Annotated in this window: 6 protein-coding genes and 2 pseudogenes; 1 reads left to right on the top strand and 7 read right to left on the bottom strand. The window is 44.5% G+C overall.

What is annotated here, in order from left to right:
* Positions 1 to 145 (top strand): annotated as a pseudogene (locus KDK67_RS11540) (IS1 family transposase); the annotation flags it as partial.
* 130 nt (positions 146 to 275) lie between these two features.
* On the opposite strand, the gene KDK67_RS11535 reads toward KDK67_RS11540, so the two are convergent.
* The 7 genes and pseudogenes from KDK67_RS11535 to KDK67_RS11505 form a co-directional block, all read right to left on the bottom strand.
* On the bottom strand, positions 276 to 1,373 hold the full coding sequence (locus KDK67_RS11535; RefSeq protein ID WP_250868942.1) for a (Fe-S)-binding protein: 1,098 nt from the start codon (positions 1,371 to 1,373) through the stop codon (positions 276 to 278).
* Positions 1,374 to 2,687, bottom strand: a pseudogene (locus tag KDK67_RS11530) (FAD-binding oxidoreductase).
* A gap of 123 nt (positions 2,688 to 2,810) precedes the next feature.
* Complete coding sequence (locus KDK67_RS11525) at positions 2,811 to 4,061, bottom strand: nickel-dependent lactate racemase family protein (protein WP_250868941.1); 1,251 nt, start codon at positions 4,059 to 4,061, stop codon at positions 2,811 to 2,813.
* Positions 4,062 to 4,228: 167 nt separating this feature from the next.
* Positions 4,229 to 8,068 (bottom strand): AAA family ATPase, encoded by a 3,840-nt coding sequence (locus KDK67_RS11520; protein WP_250868940.1) that lies wholly within the window; start codon positions 8,066 to 8,068, stop codon positions 4,229 to 4,231.
* Positions 8,055 to 9,365, bottom strand: a complete 1,311-nt coding sequence (locus tag KDK67_RS11515) for a metallophosphoesterase family protein (protein WP_250868939.1) — start codon at positions 9,363 to 9,365, stop codon at positions 8,055 to 8,057. The genes KDK67_RS11520 and KDK67_RS11515 overlap by 14 nt, the downstream gene beginning before the upstream one ends.
* Positions 9,366 to 9,920: 555 nt before the next feature.
* Positions 9,921 to 16,223, bottom strand: a complete 6,303-nt coding sequence (locus tag KDK67_RS11510; protein WP_250868938.1) for a cobaltochelatase subunit CobN — start codon at positions 16,221 to 16,223, stop codon at positions 9,921 to 9,923.
* Positions 16,224 to 16,418: 195 nt separating this feature from the next.
* Positions 16,419 to 16,751: DUF2149 domain-containing protein (locus tag KDK67_RS11505; RefSeq protein ID WP_250868937.1), on the bottom strand; the 333-nt coding region annotated here is incomplete at its 5' end.

Raw genomic sequence — 16,751 nt, 5'->3', positions numbered from 1 at the left:
TGAAGGATATAACAGCATAATTAGGCACTTTCTGGCAAGATTGAGAAGAAAGTCAAAGTGTTATACTAAGAGTCTTGAAATGCTGAAGTACTCTGTTCTTCTTTTGATGAAGTACAGAAATAAAGAGGTAGCTATGTTTAGTTAACAATGCCAAATATATTAGTGATCGGGAGAGACTTTTATTTTAAATTATTTGAAATTTTTTTAAACCCACGATAAATAAAAAGCATAGATGACAAAGATTCCCGAAAGAAGTTTGCCACCATCAAATATGGTCATCCATCTTCAAGAAGTTCATCAACTAATTCAAGAAGGTCCTTTACCACCAATTTTGAACTTTCATCGATTCCAAGAGCAAGATTATTGACACAAAACGGACAGGTGGTCAACAACACATCGGCAAACTCAGCCTGATCCGCACGCTTAGAAGCGATATTTCGGGAAATTTCCGGGAACTGTGCCCTTACGCCACCGCCACCGCCACAGCAGCGTGCAGATTCCCTGTTATCAGCCATCTCCACAAATTCAATATCGGGAATCTTATTGATAACATCCCGAGGTGCATCATAGATACCAAGATGTCGGCCAATATGGCAGGGGTCATGATATGTCACCGTTTTCCCGTAAGGCTTAAGAGGCAACTCCTGCTCACTCAACCACTCAATGAAATGCAGAGCCTTGAACGGCAACTCCATGAATTGCGGATACTCTTTCCTGAACATCCTCAAACAACCCGCACATGAGAACAGAACTACTTCTGCACCAGTAGCCTCGATCGCTTTGACATTGAATTCAGCCTGACGTCTTATATTGTCATCAGAAAAACCAAGCCTTCCAAGAATACTGCCACAGCATACCTCATCAAGCAGCGTATAATCCACACCAAGTTTTTTTAATATAGAGATACCTGCCTCTGCAATCTCCTTATTCCTATAGGCTGCACTGCAGCCAGTAAAATAAGCGATCTTGGCCTTATGCGGCCTTTCACCAAATATCTCAAACCTGCTTTTCTCTTCCCCGAAAGGATTACCCAGCATTGCAATAGATTCTGAGATCTTACGATGAGTAGGGCCCATAATATCCGAAGCCACAAGATCCTTCCTTACAGCCTCCACAACCCCTACAACATCTGTTGAAGAAGGACACCTGCGAGTGCAATCCGCACAGGTCGTGCACTGATACAGCCTCTCAACAACAGACTCATCCGGTTCGATATCGCCTGAATACAGCCCATAGCAAAGCGCCATCTTACCCCTTGCTACCGAAGAATCCCACTCGACATCAGCAAAAATAGGACAGACGTCCTTACAAAAACCGCACTGAGTACAATTGACCAATTCTTTTTTCCATTTATCCAGATTATCGGTTCGCATTCACTCATCCTCCACATGATACCGCAGACGTGCAATGAAATTCTCTTCCCAGTCCATAATCTTGTACGGGTTCATAATATTGTTCGGATCAAGCCCTTTCTTAATTACCTTCATCACCCCAAGGCTTGACGCCCTTTCCTTAAGGAAGAACGGCGCCTTCGTCATTCCAACACCATGCTCACCGGTTATCGTACCACCAAGCTCCATGACCTTCTCATATATCTCCTAGACAGCCTTTTCCGCCTGATCCCAATGTGACTTTCGTGTCGGGTCCATCAGAACCTTCGTGTGCAGATTGCCATCCCCGGAATGACCATAACTTGCAATAATAATATCATATTTATCAGAAATAGCCTGAAAAGCTTTCACAGCTTCCGGCACCTTGCTCATCGGCACAGCCATATCATCAGCAAGCATCACTGTCACAAGATCATCATGATATTTTGACAAAGCAGGTATCATTGCTTTCCTGCCTCTCCACAATTCCTCTTTCCTCTCGGCATCGCAAGTAAAATCAACAGATATAGAACCGGATTCATTACAGATCTCCGTCACTTTCTCGATCTGGTCCTTCACATCATTAGAACTGCCATCGACCTCTATCAACAGTATTGCCTCCTCATCAGGAAGCCCCAGACATACAGCCTTGTTAACCGCTTCAATACAAACACGGGACATCAGCTCCAGCCCGGAAGGAATGACAGGATAAGCAATGATATTAGAAACACACCTACCAGCATCTTCCAGGGTATGAAAAACAGCCACTGCAACCGCAGTAGCTTCTGGAAGGGGAGTGATCCTGAGATTGACCTCCGTGATAACACCAAGCGTACCCTCCATACCGCACATCAGCTTTTCGAGCTGATATCCGGCAGAGTTCTTCAATGTCCTTGACCCGAACCGTGCAATTTCACCTGTAGGAAGAACAACTTCCATCCCAAGAACATAATCCCTTGTAGCACCATACTTCACAGCATTCCCACCGGAAGCGTTCGTAGCCACCATACCCCCAATGTTCGCGACGTTCCCGCTGGAAGGACCGGGTATGAAAAAACCGTATTCCTTAAGTTTAGCGTTCAGGTCCTTATGGACAACACCGGGCTCAACCACCACATACAGATCCTCAATATGAAGCTCTTTGATAGTATTCATCCTCTGAAGATCCATGACAACCCCAGCTGCAACAGGTACACTGTGACCGCAAAGAGCAGTTCCTGCCCCCCTGGGTACTACAGGGAAGAGAAGCTCATTTGCGAGTTTCACTACTCCTGCCACCTCTTCAGTGTTCTTTGGCCTGAGGACAGCATCAGGCATGCTGCGGTGTATTCCGGCATCTGTGGAATAGGCATACAGTTCCGCCGTGGTCGTGCGGATATTCTCATCCCCCACAACCTCCCGTAGCCTGTTGATGATCTGTTTTTCCATTGTTACTCCTGTTCATTCAATAAGTGGAATAGTAAGACTCCCCTGAGGAAGGATTATCGCATAAGGTTCTTTCCCCTCTGCTTTTATAGTAGCCACCGCTTTATCAAAAGCCTTCTGTATGCTTTCCTGAGGCTCAAGTTTTGCCCGGAGCAGTATTTCGTCATCAAGGTCAGAGACCGCCCACATCTTCGCCATTGTACCTATCTGTGCCATCCTCGCAGCCTTGTGGAAACCAAGCTTATAACACTGCGAGGTCTTTTCCATGACATCCTCACATGTAGCAGATGAACTTAGCAGGTTTAGGAAAGTGTCCTCCCCCACCCCATCACGGCATTTAGAGACCATGATGATAATACCCCCATCCTCAAGAGCAAGCCTTCCGTTCTCAAGAGCTTTCTGCGACTGGTAAAGATCGATATCCATTGGATACGGAGCAGCAGTCAGTACGATATTACCTTTTTTAGTGGCACTGGTGCAGAATACCTCATTTGCCTTTTCCACAGCTGCATCAAATGACTTGAAAAGATCCCCTGCTGCCATGGCATAAAGTCCATGGTCCGCAGTCAGTATCGTCTGTATGGAAAATATATTGAGGTCATTAAGAACTGCCATGGCATCGGTCATATCCTCTGCCACAGGATTGCCCTCAAGAGCGAGGGACTGGGCTTTATTTGAAAGAGCATGCTTGTGGTTCATCTCGATCGTCTTAAAACCAGCAACTCCGGGAAGAAAGGCTTTCCTTCCACCAGTATACCCTGCAAAATAATGCGGTTCGACACTACCGATAACAAGGATGTTCACGGCTTCCCTTACCATCTTATTGATGTACATCTCTGTGCCGTTAGAGGAGACACCAAGATATTCCATATCCTCATCTTTTCTTGCATCGTGGACATAGATGGAATCTTTGAACTCATCATACAGGTTTCCGAAAATGAATCTGAACTCATCTTCGGTGGGCCCCCTGTGGGCACCTGTGGCAACTATGAACTTCACATCAGGATGGGAACGTAAGGTATCCTGCACTTCCTCAAGAACCCGAGCAGTAGGCGTAGGCCGTGTGGCATCATTTACTATAACAAGTATTTTATCGGCATTGTTCGCAAATTCCTCGAAGGGTTCTTTTTCAACAGGATCGGAAAGAGCTTCTAAAATTATGCTTGACTCATCCCCTACTTCTGGTTCGTTGGGGGATAAGACCTCATGAGGAATGGTCACATCGAGATCAACAAAGTCTTTTCCGTAGGGGATCTTTACATTCATTCTTATTGCTCCTTTTATAATATTTTTGAACTTTGTGGTGTATATGAACCATTGTAAGTGAATTTAGTATAAAAATGCTAGGGAAATGAGGAATTATTGAATAGGGAACTGTTAGGCAAAGAATTTCTACAAAACCCTAATTTAAAAAAGATAAAGGTGAGCAAAACTCAAAGTTCGCTCAACTCAACGACCCGTACATCCGGCACTACATCCCTGAACATATCCACAGTTCCCGGATGACAGGTAAAATAAAGCACCTGATTCGACAAGCTCAGCTCATTGATAGAACTGATCGCATTCCTGCTACGTACCGGATCGAAATTCACAAGAATATCATCGAACACTATAGGCAAAGACTCGGAATGCTTACCAAGCTCCTTAATGAAGCCGAACCTCAAAGCAAGATAGAGCTGTTCGGCCGTACCCCGACTTAATTCAATTATATCCTTACGTTTTCCGGCCCCATCTTCAACAAAAATATCAGAAGAACCAAGTGGAGAATACAACCTTTCATACTTCCCGCCAGTAATGTTGGAAAAGAACGACTGCGCCTCAGTAATAACATCCGGCTGCCTTTCCCTTTCATACCTCTCCATTGCCTTTGAAAGTATATGTTGTGCAACAGAATATGTTGCCCACTCCCTTGACCTCTCATTAAGCCCTTCCTTAAGAGATTCAAGTTCCAGCCGCAATGCAGAACCTTCATTATAACCCTCAAACTGCCTGATCTGGTTCCTGATACTTCCCTTCTCATCGCTTAAAGACTCAAGCTCATCATCGATCTCACCGATCAAACCGACAGCTTCGATCTCTTGTGCCTTCAAGACATCAAATTTTGAACAATTGAGCTCATCCACGATCTTCAGATGTTCATCATCATTTCCGGAAAGCTTCCTCACATGCGACTCAGCTACCTCATAACCATTTCTTGCTCGAACAAGCTCATCCCAGACCTTCGCATTACTGACAAACTCATCCTCAGCCTCAGAAAACCCTTCCTTAAGAAGAACGGACATCTCGCTCAAATTACCCAAATGCTTACCCTCAGCATCCTTAAGACTGAACACAAGTCCATCCAGCTCCAAGATCAGAGCATCCAACCTGTTCTTCTCACTTAACGCCTTTTCAACATCATCCCGAAGAAGCTCCAGTTCCGTATCAAAACCAAGCCCAGACTCCTTTCTTTCACAAACATCAAGGACCGAACTGATCTTGTTCTCATACACAGTTATAGAATCAGCATAAGATCCTATCTTATCGGACATATCCTTGATCTTATCCAGTACCTCATAACAATTCCTGATCGAAGTGAAAATATCAAGGATGCTCTCGGTCGTCATCTCAGAAGAAAGGCCATACTTTGCAAGCCACTCCTTCCATCTATCCAAAACAATATCCCTTTCAGCTTCCTTTTCCTTAAGATCGACAGTCAGCACATCTGAACGGGCAACCAATTCATCGAGGTCCTTTTTGATCTGTTCCACTTTCCCGGTCTTCGCAAATTCCGCATTCACATCATCCCGCAACTTCAGAACATCCTGATCAATGGAACGTCCCGAATCCTCAAGCTCACACATATCAAGCAGTTCCCGAGCATCCGCCTCGAACTCTTCAACAGAACTCTCGCACCTTAATAGCTGAGACAGAATATCACCTATGAAAACAAGCTTATCCTTCCCCTCTCGAACAAGAGCAAACTTATCAGGCATGTCCCCAGGAGCAATATCTATATCCAGATCACATGAAATGAGCCACTCTTTCCACTCGGCTTGAATTTCCTTATGGAACTCCCTCATATCGTCAATGTTTGATTCAAGCGAAACATACTGTTCAAGGGATGTGAGCCTTTCCTTCTCGAATCCATCCCTCTGCGATCTAAGCTCAGAAACCGACCTAATACCAAGAGCATATTCCTTAAGCTCATCATACCTATCTTCAAGTACGGACCTTTCAGGTATATCTTCGAAATCACAGGAGACAGCATCAACCAACATCTGTTCCCTTATAGACCGAATTTCCTGCACAACCTGCTCTTTTGCATTTCCTGATCGAGCACCCCCCACATCATTTGCAGGAAGTGTTACACTTTTACCTGCATTCCTCACAGACACAGAATAGATGACTGCCACAATGAACAGACCAATACATGCAACGATACCTCCCTGCAATTCATTATACACATAACCAGCCACAAGCCCAGCAACACCCATCCCTGCAAAGACCCCTGTAGGCCATATCGGCATCTTCTGGTTTATTGCAACAGGCATTTGCCCCATCATTGAAGCAAAATTCTCATCTCTCTCTAAAGACTTAAGGTCGATCTCCTTCTCCTTAAGAGAAGAGTATCGTGACTGTAAGCTCTTCAAAGATGCAAGCATCTTGTGGAGCTCAGCCTCAGGAATATGCATATCAATTGCATTTATCTTAGTATCGATCTCATCTATACTGCCATCGATCCTGGCAATGTCATTCTTTGACCATTCAAGCTTTGCTTCCAGGTCATGGATATTCAATTCCGTATCATTAAAACCATCCTTCATGGCACTAACAGGATCCCTCACACTGCTGGAAATATCGAAGTTTTCCAATACGGATTCATCCCACTTACTTCCAATATCCCCCAATAAATTAGCAAGTTCTTTCTTTTTACCATCAAGCTTGATCCTGTGAGAGATTATTTGTTCAGTATTGGAACGATATCCCACCACACGATCTGCCATATTCAGAATTGCAGACCGTTGCATCAGTATCTTGCCATAAACAGCGTCTTGCGTTCGGTCCTTTTTCGAGATAGAATCCTCAATAGATTTGAGCTCCTGACGCATGACCCTTATATCATCATCCATCTCATTTATTTCACCGTGACGTTTGCGTACATCATCTATTGCAGGTATGGATATGTCGAACCCATTCAACTTCTCCTCATCCCACTCAGGTCCAATCACCTGAAGCATGACCCCAAGTCTTTTCATTTCCCCTTTCAACGAAACCTTCAGGTCTTGGAGCTCAACTATTTCAGCCCTGTATTTCCCGACACCTTTGCCCAACTCGAATATAACATCCTTCTGTGCAAGCAGAAGGTCATCAACCACAATATTGCCCTGTTGCGTCCGGTTCCTTTCAATGGAACTGTTCAGTTCAGCAATGCTTTCATCGATATCCTTTATCCTCTCTTTGATGCTCTCATATCGATTAAGCCCATTCTCAGGAAAACTTTCAAGCTTAGGAAGCTCTTCGAGTTTGCTGGCATGTATCTGAAGTTCTACCCAATCATCCCACACCGACAAAAGAGCCTTTATATGTTCCTGCTTTTCCAAAAGAGCTGACTTTTTTTCCTTGAGCTCACTTATCTTTTTTTCCGTATCCCCGATATCACTATGCAACAGATCATAGGTATATTGTCCATCTTCGATATCCTTTATGTTCTGCTCGATATTATTGATCCCAGTAAAAAGAGTATTTATCAATGGTTTCTTTCCAGATGGTTTGAACAGGTCCCCTTTTTTAGTATCACAAAATCGTTGAATGGAAGAGATAGAAGCAGCACCAATACCAGTCCCTGCACTATACAGTTTCCCGCTGATGGACTCTCCGTTCAGCCTGTTGAAATCCTGTAGTTCGTCCAGACCAAAAGCATAGACATTCTCAAAAACATCCTTGTCCGCATTGCCAAGTAACTTTCCAAGTTCTGCCTCACCTTTGATGGTACCGTCTGGAAGATAGACGTTCAGCCCATCCTTTGCATATCTTTCTAGGGTGTAATTAGCCCCGTCATCCCCGTAAACCGAAAGTCTTCCGCCATGCAGTCCACCCTTGAACGGAGGATAATGGTTGCATTTGCCCCTCTTGTCCGGGAAACCAAAAAGCATCCTCCTTATGAATGAAAGCAAAGTGGATTTTCCGGCTTCGTTCTCACCATGCAGCACAGTCAATCCCTCACCCAGACCATTAATGGAAAGATCATTGAACTTTCCAAACCCGGCTATGTTCAGATCAGTTATCCTCATACTCACCCTCCGGGATCAATTTATTCAGAAGCAACTCTTCTGCATTCCTTGCGATACTGACAAGTTCCTCATCATCAAATGACCTTAGAACATGTCTTATTTTCCCTTTTCCAAAAAGAGAATGTAAAGGTTCATCAAGTTCTTTAAGATCACCACAATCAGAACAGATCTCATCGGTTATGCTCAATATATCGGAAATGAAATTATCTTTGCTTAAAAGGTTCTCGCGCTCGAACGGGAAAGATGTTTCGTCCTTCAATCTTTCTATCCAGACCGAACCCGGACCAATATTATAGTTTTCCCGCAGATGTTGCACAATATCGTTCAAAAAGTCCTCTTTTATCAGAAGTCGTTTTAATTGGCTTCTGCCCTGAAGTCTGAACCTGCAGATAACATACCTGCCCTCTGCAATCTCAGAAAGCTTATCCATCTTATCTTCCAGTGCTCCGATCAGATCAGCTTCCGTTTCAAGCTCTTCTACAGATATTTCCTCGATGTACCATCGAACAGAATCCACAGGTACAAAATCGACCTTTGTATCACCTTTTTCATTCACTTCCACTAACATGCATCCCCGCTCCCCCAATTCCCCAGGATCCCTTCCCTGCGGATTGCCGGAATAGACGATGTAAGGATCGGTTGTCATTACCTGCGGATAATGTATGTGGCCAAGTGCCCAGTAATCATAATCTGATCCTTTAAGGTCCTGCATAGTACACGGTGCATAAGGGTCATGACCTTCACCTGAACCCACCGTGCAGTGGAGCATCCCTATAGTGAATGGAGAACCGGGCTCCTTTTGTTGAAAACGTTTTGCAAGATTTTCCAGAATGTTCTTTGTGCGGTAACTGATCCCATTGATGGTAGCGACCACTTTGCCGTTCTTTTCCACGAAAACGTTTTCTACATCATCCCCACTGAAAACTTTAACATTATCAGGCCATTCCAGACTTGCAGACCATCCATTCAAAGGATCATGATTCCCATGTGTAATGTATGTTGCAATGCCTGCTGCTGAAAGCCTTTTAAGTCCTTCGAGAAATTTTAGCTGAGCATAAAGACTTTTGTCGGCACTATCGTATATATCGCCGGAAATTAAAAGAAAATCAGCATTCTTTTCAATGCAAGTGTCAATGATATTGTTGTAAGCAGCAAATGTAGCCTTTGTCATCACATCACTTAATTGCGGATTGATCTCTGAGAGCCCATGAAAAGGACTATCCAGGTGAAGGTCCGCTGTGTGTACAAAGATGAGATTTTCATTATCTTTGGGGTTTGAGCTTTTTTTTGCGGTCATGTGAAGAACCTTTCAGAAATTTTCTAATATTATTAGATAGATGATTATTATTTAAAAGTTATGAAATTGTGCCAGGCAGAGTGACAGTAAACGAAAAACATTCGGCAATACATCAGGCCACATGAAAAGCCTATATTATTGCTCCCACCTTACTTCCTGATATTATATTGACCAGTTGGCGAATATAGTTCTTTGTGGGGTGTAGCGACTCGAGGGAACATGTATCCCATCTAAGATGATAAGTTTCGAGAACTTCAGCCAAAGTTCACATCAATGTTATCATATCTTTAACTTTGCGAGCAAAAAAGAGTTTAGGGACACCAATGAAATTTCTACAGAGCCGATAATACATTTACCAGAATGACTGAAGCAGCTGCCCCATGCACATTAGAAATTGTTAATCTAACCATCGGCTATAAGCAAGAACGTCAAAAGCCCAAGATTCCCTTTATATTGTTTATGGCATGCAGATAACCAAGTATTGAGGATCGATAACCAAAACAAAAAAATAAAAATACACTTCGACAACATTATCGAAGTGCTACTAAATTGGTATTAGATCCTTCGTCTCCTGAAACCGATAGATATGGCACCAACTGCTAATATGACCAACACGCTGCCTAAAATATCAGCACCGGAGAAGGATGTAGACGACGAGGCTGAATCACTTGTTGTGGATTCTTTTGTCATTTCATACCCTTCAACGTAGTTGTCTGGTGTGTTTTGCTGAGAAGACTCTGTTGCCTGGTCGGTTGTAGTTCCATACCCTCCATCATTTACCATTGTCTGGTTGCTTGTGGATCCGACGATCGAAGCAGATGCAGTAGTTCCGCTACTACTACTACTACTATGGGTACTGGACCCAGATGATGGAGTATCCCTCTGTGTGGCTTCCTGCATCAGTCTATTGTACTCATCCATGGTCTCCTTGCTGACGACACCGGGTACTGACATGACACCCTGCAGATATTCATCCAGTAGAGGGTTACCGCAGGTGTGGTGGCAGCATGTGACACCGTTCTCGACCACTGACTCAACATATTCCTTCACCAGATTCTGGAGGACCTCATCCGATGCATCCCAGTAATCCTTGCGTATGACTTCAATCATCATGGAGTTCATGGACTGGCGTGCCCATGGATTCTCCTCATCGAACCATTCTTCCAGCCCGAGGTCATACTTATCCTGGACATAGACATCATAGAACTCCTTCCACATATCATCAGTGATCTCGTCAGGAAGCGTGAAGCCCAGTCCAGCGAAGTCCTCCAGCACACTCTCGATCTCACTGGCACCGGAATAGTCGTGTTCCATCATACCTTCGATCCATTTTGGATTCCAGTATTTGGCACGCAGGTCCCTTGTAAGGAATTCACCAAGGGTCTCTACCACTGCCTCATCCGGATTCTTGAGATTGACGATGTACATTTCCGGCGTCTCTCCGGAAACTTCCCTTACACCCATGCCGAGTCCTCCGAAGAACTCATAGACATGGTCAAAGACCACACTGCCACTGCCTCGGCCATCGTTACCGCTGCGGCTGAACATGACAGCCTCTGTATTGGAAAGCACCTCTCTGAAAACCTCGCTATCAAGATTACCCCATATATTGTCACCATATGCATAGCTCATGGAGTTGATGTAGAGATTGGCAATTTTACTTTCATCCTCCCAGGTACCAGTGGCAGTCACGGCCTTTCTGAATCCGCCGGCTCCCCAGCTTCCCTCATCTGGCCCGAATACTCTGCATTGGGATATCTTCCTTGCATCTTCTTCGGTGTAGTTGCCAGTGGCCATCAGGGTATTGTATATTGTATCTGAATTTTCTCTGATATAGTTCGGATAGCTGGAATTATTTGCCTGGGCTGCCAGCCGTGCACCCCTGTCCATCAACTGAACCTGCCACTTCCAGTTGTCACGGTATATTCCGGTCATAGTGACCACGGCATCGATCCTGGGCCTTCCAAGTTCCTCTTCCGGAATCAGCTCCACACCTACCACCTTACCGGATGAATCCCACACAGGTCTTACTCCCATCATGTACAGTATCTCAGATTCCATGACACCTTTATGCCTCATGGACTCGCCAGACCACAGCACAAAACCAACCTTTCTGGGATAGTCGCCGTGGGTTTGGTTCCATTCGGTGAGGAACGCATCAACCAGTGTATTAGCAACATTCCATGATTCTTCTGTTGGAACAATATTCGGATTGAATGCATAGAAATTCTTTCCGGTAGGCAGGACCTCCGGACTTCTCAGAGGGTCATCTCCAAGGGCAGGTGGAACATATTTTCCTTCCAGTGCATCGAGCATCGCCGGAATCTCAATGATACATCCCCTGATATTCTCAGCATGTTGCACAGCAAGATTCAGATCATCTACAACGTGCATCTGCTCATCAGAAAGACGCTGTATTAAGACAACATTGCATTCTGGTTCTTCAGTTCCTGTTTCGATTGAATATGTTTGACCAGAAACCTGTCCGAGGAAACAGATTAGATCCTGTGAATCACCACTTACATCTGTCTCCATATTGATATCCAGGTTGGTGGCTGCCCCGTCCTGTATCTTGACGTTATTTGTTGCAATATACCAGCTATCTCCATATTGGGATACACTATGGTATAGTGCAGTTACAACATATGTCCCATCAGGCAGGTTTTGGAATGTGTACTTATTTGTTGAGCTATTGACATAAACGTCCAGAATATTGTTATTTTTCTGGAGCACTACCATTGAATCGTCTACTCCCCACTCTGATCCCATTGGACTATAGGTGACATTTCCAGATATTGTACCTGATCCTGTATCTTTGGGAACCGGAGGGTTGTCCTCTAACAGTTCAATAACATATTCAAGTTCTGCATTTGTTGTACCTGTCGCATTCTTTGTAAGGTTCAATCTTACATCGGAGAGTGCCTCGCCGTTTTCGATTGTAATGTGCTCTTTTCCGGTCAGCCAGCCATCTCCAGTTTGTGTAAATGCGTAGAGCGTGTATTTTCCATCTTTTACTATGGAGAAATCATATTCTCCGATTCCATCGGATGTGGTATTTGCAACGAACTCTCCTGATGAATATGTGATATTAAATCGATCAATTAGGAGATCTAGCGGACCCGTCCCATTGACCAGGACAGCGTTTAAGAGCTCGTCAAGCCCGTTCGGGGAATGTGCAGGCTCCAGATCAGACGGATCATCAAACAGGTCTGCCGCCGCAACATGCTCCTCAAAGTTCTCACCGAGCATTGATTTTACCATGGCTAGAAGTCCCTGATCATCCATCTGCTCTCCAAGGATATGCAGTCCATAAGGTATGAATTCACTTGCAATCTCATGCAGATAATCATGCACGGGACCATGGAGGACAAAGTTGTCAAACTCGGTTTTATTCATCTCCCGCAAATCATCGGCCGATACATTGAGCTCAGATTCAAAGTTGAGGTCTGCATAGTAGTCTATGATCGAATTCTGGTATGCAGCTACCATATTCTCATCTTCTTCTGTCTCGTAAAAGTGCATCTTATCATGCAGAAGAGTGAGATTTCCGTAGAGGCCCGCACTCACGATCGCAGGTGTTGCATGGTCCACCATGACCGCGTTACCTCTCCTCTTTGCCATAATGCCCTCTCCAATACCTCCCACTTCATAGAGGTACACAACAGGCATATCCTGGATCAGGATCGCAGGCCAGCAGGTCTTACTTGAAAGGCTTGTACCTTTACCCTGTAACCACTCCTGTGTTCCATGCCTTCCAAAGTGAACAACAGCATCCGCCTCATATCCATTCTTAAGCCATAGGTAGAATGCAATGAACTGGTGAGATGGAGGCATTGTCTGGTCGTGGTACAAGAGAGTATCATTCTGTGAGGTGCCTCTTGTAGCCTGAGGGGCAACAAGGATGTTACCAACCGAGATCTTTGGAATAACAAAGTACTTGCCGCTCTCGTTCTCATACACCATTTCCTGTCCGGGAGGTTCTCCCCATGTATCGATCACGCTCTGCCTTGCTTCAGGTTCAATATCATTCTCGAACCATTCCATGTACGTCTCGACAGGCACGAGTTCAACATCATAGTTCTCCACCATATTCTGCAGCTCACCGGGTGCCCATACTCCGATATTTCTGCCCTGCTGCAGTACGAGCTCCAGGAATTCGGACCTGTTCGGCTGCATTCCGTCAAGGTCGTACCCGCTCTCGTTCATCGCATCCAGCAGGTTCGGTATGCTAGGAACAACATCAAGATTACCTGCGACCATTGCCCCCGCTTTACCGTGAGCATAGTAGATGATTGCAACCTTTTTATCCTCATTAGCGATATGTTGCAGATCCATCCAACTTACTGTTCGGTCGATCAGCCAATCTACCTGATAATCGATCGGTTTGATTACCTTGGCATGGAGTGTTTCGTCAAATACCTCTCCACCGATCACTATAGATTCGATCTCACCCCCAATCTCCATGATGGGAATCTGGTACTGGAACCAGGCATCCTGGCCCGTGGTGGAATTTTCCCAGTCTTCGATAGTGCCCTGATATATGATTCCATTGATAACGGGCACATTCGCCTCCTGCAGATATTCACTATTCTTTACAGCAGAAGACATTATCCACACACCTTTTCCAAGATCAATGAAGGCATCTACTTTCCATTCATTATCTTTCTTGAAAAAGTCGTATGCATCGTCTGTGAATAAGACTGATGGTCTATAAGCAGGAATGACGTTAATCCCTCTGGCTTCCAGTTTATTTATAACGCTTTTCACCGCATCGTCGCATATATCATCATCCCACGATGTGAAGAATGTGACACCGACTGTGTAATTGTCAGGATCATAGACATGGTGGGTTCCATCATCCACTTCATACCATTCCAGATATGATTCCAGGTTTTCAAAAACGGCATCTGCGTCCGGGTGGTATATCGCAACCGATGGCATTATCACAGGTGCCTCAATCTCGATTTCACCGTCATACTCACTGAAGGGTTTTGAAAGATCTACCGCCGAAAGATATGTGAGAAGACGAATCATGTTTCCATCATATCTCTGATTCCAATAGTCTTCGAGATAGAAACATGTCTCATCGTCCCTGAGATAGGAATGATTTGTAAAATTAACGGTGCAGACACCATAGTTCCAGTCAATCACATGGGCATCAGCCTTTTTATTTTCCATCATTTCGAGTACCTGAGGCTTCAGGTTTGCCCCCATAAAGGACATTCCACCCTTTTTGGTTATGAAAATGATATCATATTGACCTAGATCGATGCTTTCATTAAAAGGAGTATATAATGATTCTACTGTATCCATACGGTAACTGCCATAGACATCGACATTATCCATACCCATTTCTGCGACCGCACCCCTCACCCTGCAAGTATCTTCAGAACCTATTACCAGAAATACAATGCGTTTATTTTTATATGCATCAGGCAGGGTTGTAGCGATGTAATCAACCATAATTTCGGTATCACTTCCCCTCGCATTGGTTACAGTTAGTGTCACGGTATAGGTTCCCACACTACCATATGAATAGACAGGATTCTGTTGTGTGGAGTTTTCTCCATTTCCAAAGTCCCAGAACCAGGAGGTTGCATTATCGGACAGGTCTGTGAACTGAACGGTCAGAGGTGCATCACCTGAAGTTACATTTGCGGTGAAAGCAGCTACTGGCAGTGACACTGATGGTTCTGATGATATTGCATTCTTCTTTTCGAACAACTCTTCAAGGAATATTCCCATGGTTGCATTCTTTTGTGCAACGTTTGTCCCAGGCATCATCTCGAACATTGCAGTACCTGAAACGGTGGCAGTACCAGTGAATCCTGCACAGGTTCCGTTCTCGATCTTATCCTTTAGCTGATCCATCTCAGTTTCACTGGTGGATTTTGCTACAACCTCAGCGCCGGTGATGGTATTTCCATCCTGAATAATTACCGTTCTTTCTCCGATGAAGTAATACGTTCCACCCATTGGAGATTGTGACTCTTTGACAGATCTGAGCTTATAAAAACCATCAGGCAAATTTACAAAACTATATGCAGCAGTATCACTATCACTGGTTGCGGTCGCCATCAATGTTTCTTCTACAGGTATCCTGAATATTCCCATGGTTGCATTCTTTTGTGCCACGTTTGTTCCAGGCATCATCTCGAACATTGCAGTACCTGAAACGGTGGCAGTACCAGCGAATCCTGCACAGGTTCCGTTCTCGATCTTATCCTTTAGCTGATCCATCTCAGTTTCACTGGTGGATTTTGCTACAATCTCAGCGCCGGTGATGGCATTTCCATCCTGAATGATTAACGTTCTTTCTCCGATGAAGTAATACGTTCCACCCATCGGGGATTGTGACTCTTTGACGGATCTGACCTTATAGAAGCCATCAGGCAAATTTACAAAACTATATGCAGCAGTATCACTATCGCTGGTTGCGGTCGCCATCAATGTTTCTTCTACAGGTATCCTGAATATTCCCATGGTTGCATTCTTTTGTGCAACGTTTGTTCCAGGCATCATCTCGAACATTGCAGTACCTGAAACGGTGGCAGCACCAGTGAATCCTGCACAGGTTCCGTTCTCGATCTTATCCTTTAGCTGATCCATCTCAGTTTCACTGGTGGATTTTGCTACAACCTCAGCGCCGGTGATGGTATTTCCATCCTGAATAATTACCGTTCTTTCTCCGATGTAGTAATACGTTCCACCCATCGAGGATTGTGACTCTTTGACGGATCTGATCTTATAGAAACCATCAGGCAAATTAACAAAACTATATGCAGCAGTCTCACTATCGCTGATCGTGCTGCCAACAAGTTCCATATTTGCATATTCATCTTCTTCTGCCGATACCACTGGCGAAAACGCCAGCAAAATCAAAACACTTAATAGTAATAATTGATGTTTTAAATTACGCATATTATCACCTCGATAATGTGTAAGACATCCCGGCAATTTGCTTGGAGGCTTTTCCGGGATGTCTCAAAAATTCATCATCCACACATTTTCATTCTATTTTCTTATTGGTCATTCCACACTCTCTTGAAAGGATCAACCACCTGTTTCATTACCCGAATCCGGAACATAGACGACCCTTCCATCACCCAGCTGATAAGCAGTACCAAGAGCCTCACCGGTTCCACCGCCGATCTGATCGGTCATATTCAGTACTTCGATATTCTGACCTTCCTTGACAATGATCTTCATATCGGGCTGACCCGGATTTTTAACAATGGTTATATCTGCCGTAGGACTTAGAAGCTCAGGGAGCTGGAAAGACATGACAAGAGCTATCATAAGTGCTACTGAGAACACCATGGCGATATCGAATAGATTCGCAACCCCGGTCAGAGGGTTCTGGTCTTCTTCCTCATAGAGGATGCC

This window comes from Methanococcoides seepicolus (assembly GCF_023684405.1).
In the GTDB taxonomy this organism is placed as follows: Archaea; Halobacteriota; Methanosarcinia; order Methanosarcinales; family Methanosarcinaceae; genus Methanococcoides; species Methanococcoides seepicolus.
This window is presented reverse-complemented; position numbering and strand designations above follow the sequence as displayed.